Origin of the sequence: Plantactinospora sp. BC1 (genome assembly GCF_003030345.1) — a bacterium.
GTDB lineage: Bacteria > Actinomycetota > Actinomycetes > Mycobacteriales > Micromonosporaceae > Plantactinospora.
Window position 1 is genome coordinate 4,476,651 of record NZ_CP028158.1, and the last position, 19,195, is coordinate 4,495,845.

The following is a 19,195-nucleotide window of genomic DNA, read 5'->3' on the forward strand; positions in this document are numbered from 1 at the left end:
AGTCGAGGTTTTCAGGTGCCGACGGGTCGAGTGAAGTGGTACGACGCGGCCAAGGGATACGGGTTCGTCACCAGTGACGAGGGTGGCGACGTGTTCCTGCCGAAGGGCGCGCTGCCGGCTGGTGTCACCGACCTGAAGGGCGGCCAGCGGGTCGAGTTCGGCGTCGTGGACAGCCGCCGGGGCGCGCAGGCGCTCGGGGTGAAGCTGCTGGACGCGCCACCGTCCATGGCGGAGCTTCGCCGCCGGCCGGCGGAGGAGCTGCACGGCCTGGTCGAAGACATGATCAAGGTGCTGGAGGCGAAGGTCCAGCCGGACCTGCGTCGCGGCCGGTTCCCCGACCGCAAGACGGCGCAGACGGTGGCTCAGCTCGTCCACGCGGTCGCCCGCGAACTGGAGATCTGAGGGGTCAGCCCGGCGGCAGCCGCCCGGCCGAGCAGGGCGTCGACGGCAGCCTGACCCTCGGCGCCCAGCTCGGCGGTGAACTCGTTGACGTAGAGCGCGATGTGCCGGTCGACCACGTCGCGCTCCATCTCCTGGGCGTGCGCGAGCACGTACTCCTCGGTGCCGGCCGGGTCGGCCCAGGCCCGGCGTACCGAGTCGCGGATCCAGCCGGTCGCCTCGGCCGGGTCGACGGCACCCCTGCGGGCCAGGATCGCGCCGAGCGGGATCGGCAGCCCGGTGTCGGCCTCCCACCACTGCCCGAGGTCGACCAGGGCGGTCAACCCGTGCCGGGGGTACGTGAACCGGGCCTCGTGGATGACGAGTCCGGCGTCGTACCGGCCGGCCGCCACGCCCGGCATGATCTCGTGGAACGGGACGACCTCGATCCGCGCCGGTGGCCGCCGCGCCGACCAGAGCCGGAACAGCAGGTACGCCGTGGTCCGGTCGCCGGGTACCGCCACGGTCGCCCCGGTCAGGTCGGCGCGGTCGGTCCCGTCGCCGCTGGCCGCGCTGCCGGCCGGTCCGTCGCCCCGGGTCAGCACCAGCGGTCCGCAGCCCCGGCCCAGCGCACCGCCGCAGGGCAGCAGGTGGTAGTCGTCGAGCAGCCAGGGCAGCGCCGCGTAGCTCACCTTCACCAGGTCGTACGCCCCGCGTTCGGCGGCGGTGTTGGTGACGTCCACGTCGGCGTAGGTCACCTCGACCGGCGGGGCGCCGGGCACCAGCCCGTGCACCAGGGCGTGAAACACGAAGGTGTCGTTGGGGCAGGGCGAGATCGCCAGGGAGAGCGCCACGGGTTCACGCTAGTCCCGACCGCCTCCACCGTGCCCGGCACCCATCGCCCGGTTGCCTGGGTCACCTCCCCCTGGTGGCGCCTCCGCTCTGGTGGCGCCTCCGCTCTGGTGGCGCCTCCGCTCTGGTGGCGCCTGCGTCCTGGTGGCGCCTGCGTCCCGGTGGCGCCTGCGTCCTGGTGGCGCCTGCGTCCTGGTGGCGCCTCCGCGCCAGAGGGTGGTCGACGCGGAGACTGTCGAGCTGGGTGCGTGGGTGGGGCAATGGCTTTCTGCGTCGGTGGCGGCGGTCGGGTGGCGGCGGCCGGTGCGGTCGCGGACTGCGCGGCGGTGGTCGCGTGGCGGCGGCTGCGCGGCGGCGGCTGCGCGGCGGTAGCTGCGCGGCGCTGGTTGCGCGGCGGCGGCCTGCGCGGCGGTGGCTGGGCGGCGGCGGCTGCGCGGCGCTGGTTGCGCGGCGGCGGCCTGCGCGGCGGCGGCGGACTGCGCTGCGCGGTCGCGGATGCGGTCGCACAGACGGGGCAGCTCGACAGTCTCTGAAACGACATGTGCCTGGTCCCGCCCTGACACCGTCAACCCCTGCCCAAGGCCTCTATCCACAGGCTGGTGCTGTTATCCACAGGCTGACGGTGCGGGGCTTGGCGGTCCCGACGGGAGCCGGGATGATCGATGCCCATGACAGGGGAGGGCGAGCCGGTCGACCTGGGCGGACTGCTCCGGAAGCTCCGCCGGCAGGCCGATCTCAGCCAGCGCGAGCTGGCGGTCCGTGCGGGCGTGCCGAAGAGCACCATCGCCCGGATCGAGGCCGGGCGGTCCCGTGACCCGAAGTTCCGCACGGTCGAGCGACTGGTGCTGGCCACCGGCGGCACGTTCGGGCTGGACGGGTTGCCGCCGCATCCGCACGAGGATCGACGCGACGAGGGTGGCCGACGCTATCCCGCCCACCTGGACGTGCGGGACGTCTACGGGCCGAAGGACTGGCCGGGAGCCTGGTGGGCGCACTGGTACACGCTGCCGCCGGAGCGGTGGCCGCTCAGGGTGCCTGAGGCGACCTTCGACCTCTGTCGGGTGCGCCGCGACCGGCGACGCTGGCGGGAGGACGTGCGCCGCCGGGTGCGGGTGCGGGCCGTGACAGAGGCTCTGCCGCCCGACGGCTGGCAGTGGGTGGCCGAGCTGCCCGACGGCGAGCTGGTCGGTGAGCTGCGGGCACACCTGCGCGGCCGGCATCCGACCGAGCTCTGGTCTCCCGCCGAACCGGACCGGGAGGTGGTACTCGACGGGATAGTGGTGGTGGCGGAGTGCCGAGGGCTGGGCATCGGGCGTCGACTCTTCGCCGAGCTGCTCGTCGAGATGGATCGGGCCGGCATCCGGGTCGCCCAGGCCATCACCGAGTTCGACGGGGTGGAGTTCCTGGTCCGTTGCGGGTTCCGGCCCGAGCCGAGCCGGCCGGTACGGCTGACCCTGCATCGCCCCGACTGACGAGGCGCGGCTCGGGCCGGCGTCGGCGCCGGGGCGGGGGCCGGGGCCGGGTCAGAGCTTCGGGCCGACCGTGCCGAAGGCGGCGGTCAGGGCCGCGAAGGCGTCACCGATCCGCCACGCGGAGCGGTCCCGGGGCCCGATCGGGTTGGAGATCGTACGCAGTTCGGCGAAGGGGAGCCCGGCGGCGACGGCGGCGCTGGCCACCCCGTACCCCTCCATCGCCTCGGCCACCGCGTCCGGGTGCCGGGCCAGCAGGGCGGCGGTGGTCGCGGCCGTGCCGGTCACGGTGCCGAGGGTGAGGACCGCGCCGGTGATCGCCTGCGGCAGCCCGGCCCGGAGCACGTCCAGCAGCGCCGGGTCGGCGGGCAGGGTGGTGGTGCCGAAACCCAGCTCGTCGAGGGTGAGGAAACCGTCCGGCGACTCGGCACCGAGATCGGCCGCGACGCTGCGGGTCGCGATCACCACCCCGCCGACCGGGGCCCGGCCGGGGAAGCCGCCGCCGATGCCGGCGCTGACGACTCCCCGGTACGGCCGTCCGGCCGCCTCGGCGAGCGCGATCAGCCGGGCGGTGCCGGCGGCGGCCGCCGCCGGACCCACCCCGACCGGTGCGACGGTGACCGCGTCGCCGACCAGGCCGGCTCGTACCGCCTCGGCCTCGGCCGCGACGGCCGTGACCACGAGTATGCCGTCGTGCACTACTTCCCCCGGCTCTCCCGACGCGTGCCCTCGTCGCCGGGCCCGGTGCCGGGCACGGCGGAGGAGGGACGGTAGATGTGGTAGCCGGGCGGCGCGAGTTCGGTCTCCTCGTCGTCCTGCGGAGCCACGCCGCCGGCCGGCTCGCCGTCGTCACCGCGCCGGTTGAGCACGGGCGCCGGGGAGGTGGGCACCGGAGAGGTGGGTGCCGGGTCGTCGGTGGGGCGCTGGTCGTCCGGCGGTGCCGCGTCGGCCTCGGCCATCGCCCGCCCGGAGAGCCGCTCGCCGCGCAGCCGGGTGGCGACGGTGAACGCCCAGACCGTACCGACGGCGGCGAGCCCGGTGAGCAGGCCGACCCCGATCCGGCCGTCCAGCGGTACGAGACCGAGCCCGCCGCCGGCCACGAAGGCCAGCATCAGCACCGTCTCGGAGTGCGCGAACCCGGTCGCCCGGAGCCGCTCGGGGACCCGTTCCTGGATGGAGGCGTCGACGGCCAGTTTGGCGATGCCGCTGGTCACGGCGGTGACCAGGCAGAGCAGGGCGACCAGCAGCAGGGAGAACCGGAGCGTCGCCAGCACCCCGACCCCGGTCACCACCACCAGGCCGGCGGCCTGGAGCGCGACCGGACGGTGGATCCGCAACCGGGTACCGAGGGCGGTGGCCAGGAACGTCCCGACGCCGAGACCACCCCCGACCACCCCGAGCGCCACCTCGGCGCCGTACTGGCGGCCGAAGAGTTCGGTCTCCAGGTCGCCCGCCTTGATCGCGAAGGCGAGGAAGAGCAGCAGGAAGCCGTAGATGCCGCGCAGGGCGGCGCTCCCGACCAGGGCACTGATCACCAGCCGGCCGCCCGGACCGCTGCGGCTGAGCGCCCGTTCCCGCCCGTTCCGGCCGGGTCGGAGCGCCTGGAAGGCCCTCGGCACCGTCTCGGGTGGGTCGGAATCGGCCCGGGGTGGCAGGCGCAACGCGATCACCATGCCGACCAGGAAGATCACCGAGGCGACCCGGAGCGGCCACTGCGGGCCGAACCAGAACGCGGCCAGTCCGATCGGTACGACCACGCCACCGGCGATCGAGCCGTACACGCTGGCCCGGGCGCCGGCCTGGGAGAGTCCGATCCCGGCCGGCAGCAGTCGGGGCACCGCCGCCGACCGGGCCACCCCGTACGCCCGGGAGAGCGCCAGTACGCCGAAGGCGGCCGGGTAGAGGCCGAAGCCGTGGATGTAGTCCGAGATCAGCCAGGCCAGGAAGGCCCGCCCCAGCATGGTGGCGGCCAGGGCGTAGCGGCGCCCGTGCCGGAAGTGGTCGAGCAGCGGCCCGACCACCGGCGCGAGCAGCGCGAACGGCACCATGGTGATCAACAGGTAGAGCGCGACCTTGCTCCGCGCCTCGCCGAGCGGGGCGTTGAAGAAGATCGTCCCGGCCAGGCCGATCGTGATCAGCGTGTCGCCGGCACACGAGGCGGCGTGCAGGTCGAAGAGGCGGACCATCCCGGTCTCGCCGCCGGCGCCCTTCGCGCGTACCCGGGCGACCCGGCGCCCTGTCCAGCGGGCGCTGCCGAGCGAACCCCGGAAGAGCAGCCGGACGGCGCGGATCCCCGTACCCACGACACGCCCGGGGACGGACCGCCCAGAGCGGGTGAACAGCGGCATGAGCATCATCCTCGCCCATCCGGTCGACGACCGTCGGATCTGTGCCGAGATATCTCTGCGGAGAAAAGTGCCGGGGAGTGCCGCCGACCCGCTGTCAAGGATAGGCAAGAATGGGTGAGTGACCAGGAGCACCACGGCCAGAGCCGCCCGTCTCGACCAGGTCTGTGCCAGCGCCGTCGACGTGGCGCGGGAGGGCATCACCGAGGTCGACCCGGCCGACGTCGGCGACCACCAGGGGGCGATCGCCGAGGGCGACCGGCTCGTGACGCATCTCTTCGAGTGTCGGATGGCCGGCTACCAGGGCTGGCAGTGGGCGGTGACGGTGACCCGGGTGCCGCGCAGCCGGCACGTCACCATCTGCGAGACGTTCCTGCTGCCCGGCCCGGACGCGCTGCTCGCGCCGAGCTGGCTGCCCTGGCAGGAGCGGCTCCAGCCGGGTGACCTCGGCGTCGGCGACCTGCTCCCCACCCCGCCGGACGACGAGCGGCTGGTCCCCGGCTATCTGCTCTCCGACGATCCGGCGGTGGAGGAGACGTCCTGGGAGCTGGGCCTCGGGCGGCCCCGGGTGATGTCCCGGGAGGGCCGGATGGAGACCGCCCAGCGCTGGTACGACGGTGATCACGGACCGAGCGCGCCGATCGCGGTCGCCGCGCCTCGGGCGGCCCGCTGTGGCACCTGTGGCTTCTATCTTCCGCTGGCCGGCGCGCTGCGCCAGTCCTTCGGGGTCTGCGGAAACTTCTTCGCCCCCGACGACGGCCGGGCGGTCAGCGCCGACCACGGCTGCGGGGCGCACTCCGAGACGCTTGTCGAGTCGCCGGAGACGCCGGTCGACGAGCTGCCGACGATCTACGACGACAGCGAGGTCGAGGCGATCGCGGTCAGCCGGGCACCCGGCTCGGTCGAGGCCGCCGAGCCTCCGGAGCCGTACGGGCACGGCTGAGGGGGTTCACCGGCGGGCGCGGCGGCGGTTGGCGTCGTGCCGGAGCATCACGGCCAGCCCGGCGAAGCCGGCGAGGAAACCGGCCAGGCAGGTCCAGAGCCAGTGCTCACGGCCGGTGTCGGCGAGCCAGTCCCGGAAGAAGACCAGCAGCACCAGCCCGACGACCGCCCAGACCACGATCCCGGCGACGGCGAACGGGACCATCGGCGGGTCGAGCGGCTCGATCCGCGGCTCCTCCTCCGACATCGCTCCAGCGTACGGGCCTGCGGGTGGGGGATGGTAACCGGGAAGGTCTTTGTTGGTAACCGGTGATCTGGGACGATGCCTCGATCAACGATGACCTGAGCACACTCGTACACCCCCTGCGAGGACCTGATGGACAACGCCCCGACGAAGCCGGACGGCCGATCCGGCGCCGGTAACGCCTTCGACCGGTACTTCGAGATCACGGCGCGCGGCTCGACGGTGGGCCGGGAGGTGCGTGGCGGGCTCGCCACGTTCTTCACGATGGCCTACATCGTGGTGCTCAACCCGCTGATCCTGGGCAACGCGGTCGACGGCGACGGCGCCCGGCTGGCCATCCCGGCGCTGGCCGCGGCGACCGCCCTGGTGGCCGGGGTGATGACGATCCTGATGGGTGTGGTCGGCCGGTTCCCGCTGGCGCTGGCCGCCGGGCTCGGCGTCAACGCGCTGGTGGCGTTCGAGATCGCCCCGCAGATGACCTGGGCCGACGCGATGGGCCTGGTGGTGATCGAGGGTGTGATCATCGCCGTGCTGGTCCTGACCGGGCTGCGTACCGCCGTCTTCCGGGCGGTGCCGACCCAGCTCAAGACCGCGATCGGGGTCGGCATCGGGCTGTTCCTGACGATCATCGGGCTGGTCGACGCCGGGTTCGTCCGGCGGATCCCGGACGCCGCCAACACCACCGTGCCGGTCGGGCTGGGCATCGGCGGCAAGCTGGTCACCTGGCCGGCCCTGGTCTTCGTACTCGGGCTGCTGGTCACGCTGGTGCTGGTGGTACGCCGGGTGCGGGGCGCGATCCTGATCGGCATCCTCGCCTCGACCGTACTGGCGATCGTGGTGGAGGCGATCGCCAAGGTCGGCCCGTCGATGGTGGACGGGAAGCCGAACCCGGCCGGCTGGTCGCTCAACGTGCCGGCGTTGCCGGAGCGGGTGGTGGACACCCCCGACCTGCACCTGCTCGGTCACTTCGACCTGCTCGGCTCCTGGCAGCGGGCCGGTGTACTGGTCGCGCTGATGTTCGTCTTCACGCTGCTGATCACGGACTTCTTCGACACCATGGGCACGATGGTGGCGGTCGGCCAGGAGGGCGGGCTGCTCGACGAGCAGAAGATGCCGCCGCGTACCCGGGAGATCCTGCTGGTGGACTCGATCGCCGCGGCGGCCGGCGGGGCGGCGAGTACGTCGAGCAACACGTCGTACATCGAGAGTGCCGCCGGGGTCGCGGAGGGTGCCCGGACCGGGGCGGCCAACCTGGTCACCGGCGGGTTGTTCCTGCTGGCGATGTTCCTGGCCCCGCTGGTCGTGGTGGTGCCCTTCGAGGCCGCCTCGGTGGCGCTGGTGATCGTCGGCTTCCTGATGATGACCGCGGTGCGGACGATCGACTGGAACGACTACGAGATCGCCATCCCGGCGTTCCTGACCATCGTGCTGATGCCGTTCACCTACTCGATCTCGAACGGCATCGGGGCCGGGGTGATCAGCTTCGTGCTGGTCAAGGTGGCCCGGGGCAAGGCCCGGGAGGTGCACCCGCTGCTCTACGGGGTGGCCGGGCTCTTCGTGGTCTACTTCCTGCGCGGTCCGATCGAGGCTGTGCTGTTCTAGCCTGTGGAACGGCACGGCGCCGGTTCCCGGTGACAGTGGTCATAATCGGTGGTCGTTAGCCAAGCTTATTAGTTAGGCTAACGACCGTGACGGAGTGGACGGTGATGGCGAAGCACATGCCACCGGCGCAGCTCGCGACGTTGTTGCGCGACGCGATCACCCGACTCAACCGACGGGTACGGCAGACCCGGCCGGTCGGCGACCTCACGGGGACCCAGCTCTCCGCGTTGACCAGCCTGGAGCTGGCCGGCGCGCTGACCCCCCGCGAGCTGGCCGACACCGAACGGGTCCAGCCGCCGACGATGACCAAGATCGTCGCCAGGTTGGAGGAGCGCGGCCTCGTGCAGCGCACCCCCCATCCGACCGACGGTCGGCAGGTCATCCTCTCGACCACCGACACCGGCCGCGCGATGCTCGCCCAGTTCGACCGGGCCCGCAACCGCTGGCTGGCCGTCCGGCTCGCCGAGCTGACCCCGGAGGAACGCGACGCGCTCCAGCGCGCCGCGGAGATCCTGCAGAAGGTGGCGCGCGACTGACCGCCGCAGAAGACCGGGTCCGCTTCGTCCGTTAGGACCTTCCGGCCGCAATGCCGAGGCCGGAGGTCGGGATGACGCGTACGACCCGAGGAGGCGCACCCCGAGTGCGGGCAAAGCTGAGCACCACCTTCCAGTCCCTTACGGTTCGCAACTACCGGCTCTTCGCCACCGGTCAGTTCATCAAGCTGATCGGCGTGTGGATGATGTTCACCACACAGGACTGGCTCGTCCTGGATCTCTCGGACAACTCGGCCTCGGCACTCGGCGTGGTGATCGCACTCCAGTTCACCCCGGTACTCCTGCTGACCCTGCTCTCCGGCCGCCTCGCCGACCGGTACGACAAGCGGGTACTCCTGTTCATCGCCAACTGCACCTGGAGCCTCCTGGCGCTCGGCATGAGCGTGCTGGTCATCACCGGTGTGGTGCAGCTGTGGCACGTCTTCGTCTTCGCCGGCCTGCTCGGGGTGGCGAACGCGGTCGAGACCCCGGTACGCCAGTCCTTCGTCTCCGAACTCGTCGGTACCCCGCTGCTGCCCAACGCGCTGGCACTCTCCGCGGCCACCTTCAACTCGGCCCGGATCATCGGCCCGGCGGTGGCCGGGGTGGCGATCGCCCTCTTCGACGTCGGCCCGGTCTTCCTGGTCAGCGCGCTCAGCTCGATCGCCCCGGTGGTCTGCGTGGTGCTGATGCGCGCGACCGAGCTGCACCGCGAGGAGCTGCCCCCGCTCGCCGAGCGGGGTTCCGCCCGGGTGATCGACGGACTCCGGTACGTCGCCCGCCGCTCCGACCTGGTCCTGCCGATGGTGCTGATGTCGGTGATGGGACTGGCCCTGTTCAACTTCCAGCTCACCCTCTCGGCGCTGGCGAAGACCACCTTCAACACCGGTGCCGCCTCGTTCGGCCTCTTCACCACCGCGCTCGCGGTGGGCGCGCTCGCCGGGGCGCTGGCCGGCAGCGGCCGGCGCAGCCGACCGTCGGTCTGGACCGTGCTGGGCGCCGCGGTGGCGACCGGCGCCTGCGGCACCCTGGTCGGGCTCGCCCCGACGTACTGGCTGGTGGTGGCGTTGCTGCCGCTGACCGGGTTCTTCATGGTCTTCTTCGCCCAGGCGTCCAACCAGCGGGTCCAGCTCGGCGTGGACGCGGCGTTCCGGGGTCGGGTCATGTCGCTCTGGGTGCTGGTCTTCCTCGGCACCAACCCGGTCGGCGCGCCGATCATCGGCTGGATCGCCGAGCGCTACGGCGCCGGTGCGAGCATCTGGATCGGCGGGCTGATCTCGCTGGCCACCGCCGGTACGGCGCTGATCTGGCAACTGCACCGCACCGGTACCCGGCTGCGGCTGCGCATCCTCCCGCTGCCCCGCTTCTACGTGGTGCACCCGGCCGACACGTGAGTCACCCGGACGCCGTGCCGTCGAGCGGCCACCCGGACGCCGTGCCGTCGAGCGGCCACCCGGACGCCGTGCCATTGAGCGTCGCCGGTCGATGGCGCGGCGCCCTGCGGGCGTCGGACCCCTCTGGTTAGCTGGTTTCATGCTGCGCGTGCGACTTCTGGAGTGCCTGGCCGCCGACCAGGCCCGGCTGCGCCAGGTCGCCTCCGCCGATCTGGCCGCCGCCGTGCCGAGCTGTCCGGACTGGACCGTCGCCGACCTGGTCCGGCACGTCGCCACGGTCTACCTGCACAAGGTGGAGTGCATGCGGACCGGACGGATCCCGTCGTCGTGGCCGCCGGACCTCTCCGGAGAGGAGCCGTTGGCGCTGCTCGACCGGGCATGTCTCGCGCTGCGCGCCGAGTTCGACAGCCGGGATCCGGGCGCGCTCGCCCCCACCTGGTACGACCCGGACCAGACCGTCGGCTTCTGGCTCCGACGGATGGCACAGGAGACGGTCGTGCACCGGGTGGACGCGGAGCTGGCGGTCGCCGGGGCCGTGACGGAGATCCCCGCCGACCTCGCCGTCGACGGCATCGACGAGGTGCTGCGGATCTTCCTGGGCTACGGCAGCCGGCGGTGGCCCGAGCGCTTCATCGACGTACTCCCCGATTCCGCGATCCGGCTCCTGGCCACCGCCGGGCCGGCGAGCTGGCAGATCCGGCTCGGTCCGGAGGGTGCGACGGTCGCCGCCGACCGGGCCGCGGTCGCCCGCGCCACGGCGGCGCCACCGGGCACCGACCGGCCGGACGCGGCATCCGAGCGGGGGTCGGCCGGTGCCGGTGCGGCCGGCGGTGGGGCGTCGGCGACCGGCGAGGCAGCGACGTCCGGGCCGGCCGCCGATCCGCCGTCGGAGGCCGGGCCGGCGGCGACCATCAGCGCCAGTCCGGAGCGGTTGCTGCTCTGGCTCTGGCGGCGCTCGGCCGCCGACGCCGTCGGCTGGACCGGCGACCGGGCGGCCGTCGACCGGCTGCGCCTGGCGCTCGCCCCGGCGACCCGATGAATGTTCGTTGATTGCAAAACGGGTGGCGGGCCGGGTTGCCGCCGGTTAGCGTCGGAGAACGTGGCCGTCGTGCATGCTTTCGCGCTGCCGCTGGCCCTTCTTGCCATCGCCTGCCTGCCGGTCGCCATCGCCGCACTGATCTGCGCCGACGAGCTGATCGAAGGGTTCGCCCGCTGGCTCACCGGCCAGCGGGACAGCCGCCGGTCGCGGCGGGCGATCGAGCGACTCGACCGGGCGTTCGAAGTGGACGCCCCCAGCTCCGAGGTCGACCTCACCGAGTTGGACCGGGTGGACCATCCGGCGATCGAACGGATCGCCGCCGACCTGCGCCGGCTCGGCGACCAGCGGCTGCACATCGCCGGACGGTCCCGGCTCTGGCAGGACGCGGTGCTGGAGGCGTACGACGACCGGCTGCGCCTGGCCAGCCGCTGCCTGGGCGTGGCCGAGCACCTCGGCGATCTCGACGGCATCGACCTGGAGATCGAGCGGGTACGCGTCGAGGGCGAGTTGCAGGCCGCCGGCCTGATCCTGCCCTCCCCGCACGCCGGCCCCCGTCAGGGCGGCAGTTGAGCCGCCCGCCGGCACCGCATCGTCCAGAGCGGCGCTGAGATGCGGCTCTTCGTCGCCGTCTATCCGCCGCCGGAGGCGCTGGACGACATCGTCGCGCAGACACGTCGGCTCCGGATCGGCGCGGCGGCCGACACCGGGACGAACGTACGGCTGACCGCCCGGTCGACCCTGCACGTCACCGTCGCCTTCCTCGGCGAGGTACCGGACGACCGGCTGCCCGCGGTGCAAGAGGCGCTCTCCCGGGCCGTCGAGTCGTGGCGGCACCCGTCAATCCGGCGCCGACGCGCACCCGATCCGGGACCGCTCGATCCGGGACCGCTCGATCCGGGACCGCTCGATCCGGGACCGCTCGATCCGGGACCGTCCGGGCCGGGAGCGTCCGGGTCGAGATCGGTCGGGCCGGCCGGGGAGCCGCAGGCGCGGCGGGCGCCCCGGCTCCAGCTCGGTGGCGGTGGACGGTTCGGGCGGGGACGGTTCACGGTGCTCTGGGTGGGGCTGCTCGGCGAGGTGGACGCCCTGCGCCAACTGGCCGCGACGGTCCGGCGGGAGCTGCGCCGCTCCCGGTTGCCATCCGACCACCGGCCGCTGCGGCCACACCTCACGCTGGCCCGCCCCGGTGACCGGCTGGACCGGGAGAGCCTCGACGAGGACCTGCGTACCCTCGACGGATATCTCGGGCCGTCCTGGCCGGCGACCGAGCTGGTGCTGGTACGCAGCCACCTCGGCCCCCGGCCGACGTACGACCGGCTGGCGACCTGGCCGCTGTAGCGGCGCCGGCCGGGGCGTGACTACCAGGCCCACGCCTCCGGGCCGGGGCCGCCCTTGCCGAGCGGTGGGAAGAGTTCGTCGAGCCGGGCCAGGGTGTCGTCGGTGAACTCGACAGTCAGCGCGCCGAGCGACGCGTCGAGCTGGGCCAGGGTGCGGGGGCCGATGATCGGGGCGGTCACCGCGGGCCGGGTCAGCAGCCAGCCGAGCGCGACGTCCGCCGGGTCGTGCCCGAGTTCGGCGCAGAACTTCTCGTACGCCTCGATCGCCGGCCGACGCTCGGCGAGCAGCTTGCCGGCGTGCTCGCTGGTGGTCCGCGCCGCCCCGCCCTCGGCCAGCTTGCGGAGCGCGCCGCCGAGCAGCCCGCCCTGCAACGGCGACCACGGGATGACGCCGAGGCCGTACTCCTCGGCGGCGGGCAGCACCTCCAACTCGACGAAGCGGTTCATCAGGTTGTAGACGCACTGCTCGGAGACGAGCCCGAGGAAGTGTCGCCGGTTCGCGGACTCCTGCGCCCGGGTCAGGTGCCAGCCGGCGAAGTTGGACGATCCGACGTAGAGCACCTTGCCCTGGGCGACCAGGGTCTCCATCGCCTGCCAGATCTCCTCCCACGGCGTGCTCCGGGAGACGTGGTGCATCTGGTAGAGGTCGATCCAGTCCGTCCGCATCCGGCGCAGCGACTCGTCGCAGGCCCGTACGATGTGCCGGGCGGAGAGGCCCTGCTCGTTGGGCCAGTCGCCCATCCGGCCGTACACCTTGGTCGCCAGTACGACCTTCTCGCGCCGGTCGCCGCCCTGGGCGAACCAGCGTCCGAGGATGTTCTCGGTGACGCCCTCGCCGATCTTCCGGCCGTAGACGTTCGCGGTGTCGAAGAAGTTGATCCCGTGTTCCAGCGCGCGGTCCATGATGGCGAAGCTGTCCGGCTCGCTGGTCTCCGGCCCGAAGTTCATGGTGCCCAGGCAGAGCCTGCTCACCGACAGGCCGGTCCGGCCGAGATTGGTGTATTCCATTGTCTCACCCTGCCACGCCGATCCGCCCGACGTCGATCATGAGGCGGGCGGATCGGCGGAGGTGCGAGGGGGTCAGGAGGTCTCGCGGGCGGCGGGACCGCTGCCGAAGAGGACGTCGTCCCAGCTCGGCAGGCGCTTGCGCGGCTTGCCGGTGGCGTCACCGGACTCGCCGGAGCCGCCCGGCCCGGTGGCGGCGCGACGCGGCCGGAGCACCGCCAGCGACGGCACCGCCGGGACTTCCTTCGGCGCGTCGGCGTCGTCGTCGAAGGCGGAGCCGGCGCCACCGCCGAGCAGCGCGGCGGCACCACCGGCGACCGGGCGCTGCCGGGGCGCGTCCGGCGAGGCCATCGAGGCGGCCGGGTCGAGGCCGCGACCGGCGGTCGAGCCGAGCGGCCGGTCGAGCCCGGCGAGCAGCGCGTCCCGGCCGGCCCGGATCGGGTCCCGGCCGGGCCGGGCGTGGTCGCCGGCCGCCGCCGGCAGGCCGTGCCCGCCACGGCTCGGCTCCACCCGGGACGGGCCGGGCAGCGCGTGGCCGCCGCGTTCCGGCGCGGGCTCCTGGCCGAGCAGCGGCGCGGGACGCTCGGCGCAGAGGTATTGCGCCATGTCGTCGTGCGGCGTCACCGCTTGGCGGGCCTTGTCGAGATCCCAGATCGCCTGGGCGGTGGCCTTGCCGGAGGGCCAGGTCGCGATGATCCGCCAGGTGCCGTCGTCGCGCCGGTAGGCGTCCCAGGAGATCTTCTCGGTGTCGATGCCGTGCTGGGAGAGCCGACCGTCGACGATCTCGGCGAGCGGTGCCTGGTTTTCCGCGTTCTTCAGCCGGGTCCGCCGGGCGTGCTGGGCGAGCATCGCCCGCTCCTGGAGCACCGGGCCGGCGTAGCGCAGCACCCGGTCGACCGGCACCCCGGCGATCCGGGCCACGTCCTCGGCGGACTCGCCGGAACGGATCCGGGCCTGGATGTCCCGCGGCGACAGCGAGGGTGCCGGCTCGGTGCCGGGACCGACCGCGGTCAGTGGTGCGCTGCCGGGCTCGTTGTGCAGGACGGTCGCGACCCGTTCGTCGATCGGCAGCGCGAGAAGGCGGCCCACCTCGTCGGTGAGCACCATGGCCTGGCCGTCCTCGGAGAGGGCGACGAAGCGTACTGGCCGCATCGCGTTGCCTCCGTCCCGCCTCGCTGGCCCCACGCCACAGGTCAGCCACCCGGGCGTCCTCGTCACACGGTACGCCGGTCCGTCACCCGTTGGGGAGAGGCGCGCCCGCATGTCGCGGGTGAGCTGGAGAAATCGATCACTCGGGTCGGGCGGTCCGGCCGACCGGCCCGACCCGAGGGACGATTCGACTCAGAGCCGGTCGACCACGTAGTCGACGCAGGCGGTCAGCGCCTCCACGTCGCTGGGCTCGACGGCCGGGAAGAGCGCGATCCGGAGCTGGTTGCGGCCCAGCTTGCGGTACGGCTCGGTGTCGACGATCCCGTTCGCCCGCAGCGCCTTGGCGATCGCGGTCGCGTCGACACCGTCGGCGAAGTCGACCGTGGCCACCACATTGGAGCGCAGTGCCGGGTCGGTCACGAAGGGTGTCGCCACGGCGGACCGCTCGGCCCAGCCGTACACGATCGCGGCGCTCTCGGCGGTGCGCTTGGCAGCCCAGGCCAGCCCGCCCTGCGCGTTCATCCAGTCGGTCTGCTCGGCGGCCAGGAAGATCGTGGCCAGCGCCGGGGTGTTGTACGTCTGCTCCAGCCGCGAGTTGTCGATCGCGGTGACCAGGTCGAGGAAGGCCGGAATGTACCGCCCCGAGGACTTGATCTCGGTGGCCCGGGCCAGCGCGGCCGGCGACATCAGGGCGAGGAAGATCCCGCCGTCGGAGCCGAAGCACTTCTGCGGGGCGAAGTAGTAGACGTCGGTCTCCCGGACGTCCACCTCCAGGCCGCCCGCGCCGGAGGTCGCGTCGACCAGCAGCAGCGCGTCGTCGTCGGCGCCGGCCACCCGGCGGATCGGCACCGCGACACCGGTCGAGGTCTCGTTGTGCGGGGTGGCGTAGACGTCGACGCCGGCCTCGGCGACCAGCGACGGCGCGCTGCCCGGCTCGGACTTGCGCACGGTGGGCTCGCCGAGGAACGGCGCGTCGGCGACCGACTTGGCGAACTTGGCGCCGAACTCGCCGAAGCTGGCGAACTGCGCCCGGTCGCGGACCAGTCCGAAGGTGGCCACCTCCCAGAAGGCGGTGGTGCCGCCGTTGCCGAGCACCACCTCGTAACCCTCGGGCAGGGAGAAGAACTCGGCGATGCCGCGACGCAGCCGGGCGACCTGGTCGCGTACGGTCTTCTGCCGGTGCGAGGTGCCGAGGTACGTCGTGGCGACGTCGGCCAGCGCGGAGACCGCCGCCGGACGCACCTTGGAGGGGCCGCAGCCGAACCGGCCGTCAGCGGGTCTGATCTCGTCGGGAATCCGAATGGTCGATACGTCAGCCACGGTTACGAAGATCCTTCCGGTGGGCCGAGCGGGCCCGGGAGCCGAGCGGTTGATCCGGCGACGCTGCCGCCATCCCATCCTCGCACCCGCACCTCGCGCCCCGGGGGACGATCCCACGGCGTCGGCTGAGTTCTGCCCCACAATCCGCCGGGTCAGGGAAGGGGGCCCCCGCGACAGTGCCGAGCGGGGGCCCCTTTTCACACCTCAGGCGTTGTGCGGGACGGCGTCCCAGCCCTCCACCTCGGTGGGCTTGCGCGGCCCGGGACCGGTGTACCGGGCGGCCGGCCGGACCAGCCGCTTCAGCTTCTTCTGCTCCAGGATGTGCGCGCTCCAACCGCCCATCCGGGCACAGGTGAACATGGAGGTGAACATGTGCGCCGGTACCTCGGCGAAGTCGAGCACCACGGCCGACCAGAACTCGACGTTGGTGGCGAGTACCCGGTCCGGCTTGCGGTTGTGCAGCTCCTCCAGGGCGGCCTTCTCCAGCGCCTCGGCGATCTCGAAGCGTGGCGCGCCCAGCTCCTTGGCGGTCCGCCGGAGCACCCGGGCGCGCGGGTCCTCGGCCCGGTAGATCCGGTGCCCGAAGCCCATCAGCCGCTCACCCCGGTCGAGTACGCCCTTGACGTACCCCTCGGCGTCGCCGCTGCGCTCCACCGCCTCGATCATGTGCAGTACCCGGGAGGGTGCGCCGCCGTGCAGCGGGCCGGAGAGCGCGCCGATCCCCGACGAGATGCAGGCGGCGGCGTCGGCACCGGTGGAGGCGACGATCCGGGCGGTGAAGGTGGAGGCGTTCAGACCGTGCTCGGCGGCGGAGATGAAGTAGGCGTCGACGGCCTTGACGTGCCGGGGGTCGGGCTCGCCCCGCCAGCGCTTCATGAACCGCTCGACGATGGTCTGCGCCTTGTCGATCTCCTTCTGCGGCACGGCCGGCAGGCCGAGCCCGCGCGCCGACTGGGCGACGAAGGAGAGCGCGGTCACCGAGACCCGGGCCAGATCCTCCCGGGCCTGCTCGTCGGAGATGTCGAGGAACTGGGAAAGTCCCCAGTACGGCGCCAGCATCGCCACCGCGGACTGCACGTCGACCCGGATGTCGCCGGAGTGCACCGGCACCGGGAACGGTTCGGCCGGGGGCAGACCGGGACCGAAGCGGCCGTCCACGAGCAGCGCCCAGACGTTGCCGAAGGAGACCTGGCCGATCAGGTCCTCGATGTCGACCCCGCGATAGCGCAGCGCCCCTCCTTCCTTGTCAGGCTCGGCGATGGCGGTCTCGAAGGCGATCACGCCTTCCAGCCCCGGTTTGAAGTCGGACATGCGCGCTCCTGGATCGGTCGTCCGTGCATTCGGGGCCCACCCGGCGGTGCCCGGCGTGAACCCGTGGCGTACTCAGCGATGTATTCGTGCCATCTTGCCTGCTGGGTAACTAACTTTGCGAGAGGTCAGGGTTGTGCTACGCGCGACACGGGGCGGCAACGACGGGCTCGTACCGGTGCGCCCGGCGGCCCGACCGGGTCGGCGCGGGTGCCCCACTGCCAATCGACGGACGAGGATGTGACGTGATGCGGGACACACCGCCGGCCGGACTGCGCCGGGAGTACGGGTCTGTCGACGGGCTCGCCGAGGACGACCTGGCGCCCGACTGGTGGACGCAGTTCCACCGCTGGTTCATCGACGCGGTCGCGGCCGGGCTGCCGGAGCCGAACGCGATGGTGGTGGCCACGGCCGACGCGCAGGGCCGGCCGAGCAGCCGTACCGTGCTGCTGAAGGGGTACGACGAGCGCGGGCTGGTCTTCTACACCAACTACGGGTCGCGCAAGGGCACCGAGGCGCGGCTCAACCCGTACGCCAGCCTGCTGCTGCCGTGGTTTCCCATCCAGCGGCAGGTGGTGATCTGCGGCACGATCGGTCCGGTCGACCGGGCCGAGACCGAGGCGTACTTCGCCGGCCGGCCGCGCGGGTCGCAGCTCGGGGCGTGGGCGAGCCCGCAGTCGGAGGTGCTCGCCGACCGGGCCGCGCTGGACGACCGCTTCCGGGCCGTCGCGCAGCGGTTTCCCGACGGCGTACCGGTGCCACCGCCGCCGCACTGGGGCGGTCTGCGGGTGGTCCCGTCGACGGTGGAGTTCTGGCAGGGACGGGCGAGCCGGCTGCACGATCGGCTGCGCTACCGTCGGTCCGGTGCGGACGACTGGATCATTGAGCGGCTGGCGCCTTGACCGCCGCTGACTCCGCCGAGCCGGCCGCCGCCGGCAGTTCCCGGTCCGCCGGCCGGTTCTCCCGGTGGGCGATGGACGTACGTCCGCTGCGGGTGCCGGCGTACCGGCGGCTCTGGATCGGCAACGGCGTCTCGATGTTCGGTTTCCAGCTCACCGCCGTCGCCGTACCGGTGGAGATGTTCGCGCTGACCAGGGAGTCGTTCTGGGTCGGCCTGCTGGGTATCGCCGGGTTCGTCCCGCTGCTGATCTTCGGCCTCTGGGGCGGTGCGGTCGCGGACGCGGTGGACCGCCGCAAGCTGCTGCTGGCCAGTTCGGTGCTGATGTGGCTCTCCACCGGTGGGCTGCTGCTCCAGGCGCTGTTCCGGGTCGGCAGCCCGGTCCTGCTGCTGGGGCTGGTCGCGGTGCAGACCACCGCCTTCGCGGTCAGCTCGCCGGCCCGGCAGGCGATCATCGCCCGGCTGCTACCCACCGCGCTGGTGCCGTCGGCGAACACGCTCGGCTACACCACCTCCACCGCCGGTGGCGTACTCGGTCCGCTCGCCGCCGGCCTGGTCTTCTCGGCCGGGCCGGTCGAGGTGGTGCTCCCGGTGGCGTACGGGGTGGACGCGCTGCTCTTCACCGTCTCGCTCTGGGCCACCTACCGGCTGCCGTCGATGCCGCCGCTGGACGACGGCGGCTCGCCCCGGCGGGCCGGCCTGGCCAGCGTGGTGGACGGCTTCCGCTATCTGGCCACCACCCCGGTGCTGCTGCTCTCCTTCGCCGTCGACATCATCGCGATGGTGCTGGCGATGCCCCGGGCTCTCTTCCCCGAGGTGGCGCAGGAGCGCTTCGGCGGCGGTTCGGCGGTCGGCTGGCTGTTCAGCGCGATCGCGATCGGCTCGGTACTCGGCGGGCTCACCTCGGGCTGGATCAGCCGGGTCCGCCGGCAAGGGCTGGCCCTGGTCTGCGCCGTGGTCGGCTGGGGGCTGGCGATCGCCGCCGCCGGGCTGGCCCGGCAGCTCTGGCTGGCGGTCCTGCTGCTCGCGGTGGCCGGGGCGGCCGACCTGGTCAGCGCGGTCTTCCGGCAGTCGATGTTGCAGGTCTACGCCCCGGACCGGCTGCGCGGCCGGTTGCAGGGCGTGAACATCACGGTGGTGGCGGGCGGTCCCCGACTGGGCGACCTGCGCGCCGGGAGCACCGCCGCCGCCTTCGGGGTCGGCGTCGCCTGGGTGGGCGGCGGGATCGCCGCGGCCGTACTCGCGCTGCTGCTGGGGCTCCTCTTCCCGGCGCTGGCGCGCTACCGGGCGCCGCAGCCCGACGACGAGGACGCCGGGGCCGGTGCCGGGGATCCGCGGCCGGGCGCGGCGGCCGGCCAGCCGGGCGCCGCCGCCGGGTAA

Annotated in this window: 20 protein-coding genes; 12 read left to right on the forward strand and 8 right to left on the reverse strand. The window is 73.1% G+C overall.

From position 1 onward, the window contains the following. The first annotated feature begins 15 nt into the window (after positions 1-15). On the forward strand, positions 16-402 hold the full coding sequence (locus C6361_RS19510; protein ID WP_101368382.1) for a cold-shock protein: 387 nt from the start codon (positions 16-18) through the stop codon (positions 400-402). Here C6361_RS19510 and C6361_RS19515 read toward each other — a convergent pair. Then, a complete protein-coding gene (locus C6361_RS19515) occupies positions 363-1,232 on the reverse strand; it encodes a 1,4-dihydroxy-6-naphthoate synthase (RefSeq protein ID WP_107262319.1) in 870 nt (289 codons plus the stop codon). The genes C6361_RS19510 and C6361_RS19515 overlap by 40 nt on opposite strands. A gap of 258 nt (positions 1,233-1,490) precedes the next feature. On the opposite strand from C6361_RS19515, the gene C6361_RS19520 reads away from it, so the two are divergent. Both C6361_RS19520 and C6361_RS19525 read left to right on the forward strand, forming a co-directional pair. Continuing rightward, positions 1,491-1,763 (forward strand): hypothetical protein, encoded by a 273-nt coding sequence (locus C6361_RS19520; RefSeq protein ID WP_107268593.1) that lies wholly within the window; start codon positions 1,491-1,493, stop codon positions 1,761-1,763. A gap of 129 nt (positions 1,764-1,892) precedes the next feature. Next, positions 1,893-2,702 (forward strand): GNAT family N-acetyltransferase, encoded by an 810-nt coding sequence (locus tag C6361_RS19525; RefSeq protein ID WP_234358896.1) that lies wholly within the window; start codon positions 1,893-1,895, stop codon positions 2,700-2,702. Between the two features lie 51 nt (positions 2,703-2,753). Here the strand turns inward: C6361_RS19525 and C6361_RS19530 are convergent, their stop codons facing one another. Both C6361_RS19530 and C6361_RS19535 read right to left on the reverse strand, forming a co-directional pair. Further along, complete coding sequence (locus C6361_RS19530; RefSeq protein WP_107268595.1) at positions 2,754-3,398, reverse strand: futalosine hydrolase; 645 nt, start codon at positions 3,396-3,398, stop codon at positions 2,754-2,756. Further along, on the reverse strand, positions 3,398-5,047 hold the full coding sequence (locus C6361_RS19535; RefSeq protein WP_107271041.1) for an MFS transporter: 1,650 nt from the start codon (positions 5,045-5,047) through the stop codon (positions 3,398-3,400). The genes C6361_RS19530 and C6361_RS19535 overlap by 1 nt, the downstream gene beginning before the upstream one ends. Positions 5,048-5,165: 118 nt before the next feature. Here C6361_RS19535 and C6361_RS19540 point away from each other — a divergent pair, with 118 nt between their 5' ends. Next, complete coding sequence (locus C6361_RS19540; RefSeq protein WP_107262325.1) at positions 5,166-5,987, forward strand: DUF3027 domain-containing protein; 822 nt, start codon at positions 5,166-5,168, stop codon at positions 5,985-5,987. 6 nt (positions 5,988-5,993) lie between these two features. Here the strand turns inward: C6361_RS19540 and C6361_RS19545 are convergent, their stop codons facing one another. Beyond that, on the reverse strand, positions 5,994-6,233 hold the full coding sequence (locus C6361_RS19545; RefSeq protein WP_107268596.1) for a DUF2530 domain-containing protein: 240 nt from the start codon (positions 6,231-6,233) through the stop codon (positions 5,994-5,996). A 129-nt stretch (positions 6,234-6,362) separates the two neighbouring features. Between C6361_RS19545 and C6361_RS19550 the strand changes: the two genes are divergently transcribed. From C6361_RS19550 to C6361_RS19575, 6 genes are all read left to right on the forward strand, one after another. Beyond that, on the forward strand, positions 6,363-7,832 hold the full coding sequence (locus C6361_RS19550) for an NCS2 family permease (protein WP_107262329.1): 1,470 nt from the start codon (positions 6,363-6,365) through the stop codon (positions 7,830-7,832). 86 nt (positions 7,833-7,918) lie between these two features. After that, positions 7,919-8,368: a MarR family winged helix-turn-helix transcriptional regulator gene (locus tag C6361_RS19555; RefSeq protein WP_199853022.1), complete on the forward strand. Its 450-nt coding sequence runs from the start codon at positions 7,919-7,921 to the stop codon at positions 8,366-8,368. A 104-nt stretch (positions 8,369-8,472) separates the two neighbouring features. Beyond that, positions 8,473-9,759, forward strand: a complete 1,287-nt coding sequence (locus C6361_RS19560) for an MFS transporter (protein ID WP_107268597.1) — start codon at positions 8,473-8,475, stop codon at positions 9,757-9,759. A 148-nt stretch (positions 9,760-9,907) separates the two neighbouring features. After that, entirely contained in the window at positions 9,908-10,798 is an 891-nt protein-coding gene (locus tag C6361_RS37665) for a maleylpyruvate isomerase N-terminal domain-containing protein (protein WP_199853023.1), read from the forward strand. Positions 10,799-10,858: 60 nt separating this feature from the next. Continuing rightward, positions 10,859-11,368, forward strand: a complete 510-nt coding sequence (locus tag C6361_RS19570) for a hypothetical protein (protein ID WP_107262332.1) — start codon at positions 10,859-10,861, stop codon at positions 11,366-11,368. A gap of 39 nt (positions 11,369-11,407) precedes the next feature. Next, entirely contained in the window at positions 11,408-12,136 is a 729-nt protein-coding gene (locus tag C6361_RS19575; RefSeq protein WP_107268598.1) for a 2'-5' RNA ligase family protein, read from the forward strand. A 20-nt stretch (positions 12,137-12,156) separates the two neighbouring features. On the opposite strand, the gene C6361_RS19580 is transcribed toward C6361_RS19575, so the two are convergent. From C6361_RS19580 to C6361_RS19595, 4 genes are all read right to left on the reverse strand, one after another. Continuing rightward, positions 12,157-13,143, reverse strand: a complete 987-nt coding sequence (locus C6361_RS19580; protein ID WP_107268599.1) for an aldo/keto reductase — start codon at positions 13,141-13,143, stop codon at positions 12,157-12,159. Positions 13,144-13,215: 72 nt separating this feature from the next. Then, entirely contained in the window at positions 13,216-14,292 is a 1,077-nt protein-coding gene (gene sepH, locus C6361_RS19585; RefSeq protein WP_107268600.1) for a septation protein SepH, read from the reverse strand. 189 nt (positions 14,293-14,481) lie between these two features. Next, complete coding sequence (gene serC / locus C6361_RS19590; protein WP_107262339.1) at positions 14,482-15,609, reverse strand: phosphoserine transaminase; 1,128 nt, start codon at positions 15,607-15,609, stop codon at positions 14,482-14,484. Positions 15,610-15,813: 204 nt separating this feature from the next. Further along, positions 15,814-16,920 carry a citrate synthase 2 gene (locus tag C6361_RS19595; protein ID WP_107262341.1) on the reverse strand — a complete coding sequence of 369 codons (1,107 nt, stop codon included), beginning with the start codon at positions 16,918-16,920 and terminating at the stop codon, positions 15,814-15,816. 245 nt (positions 16,921-17,165) lie between these two features. Here C6361_RS19595 and pdxH point away from each other — a divergent pair, with 245 nt between their 5' ends. Together pdxH and C6361_RS19605 are read left to right on the forward strand one after the other, a co-directional pair. Next, positions 17,166-17,819: a pyridoxamine 5'-phosphate oxidase gene (gene pdxH / locus C6361_RS19600; RefSeq protein ID WP_107262342.1), complete on the forward strand. Its 654-nt coding sequence runs from the start codon at positions 17,166-17,168 to the stop codon at positions 17,817-17,819. 71 nt (positions 17,820-17,890) lie between these two features. Next, on the forward strand, positions 17,891-19,195 hold the full coding sequence (locus C6361_RS19605; RefSeq protein WP_107271042.1) for an MFS transporter: 1,305 nt from the start codon (positions 17,891-17,893) through the stop codon (positions 19,193-19,195).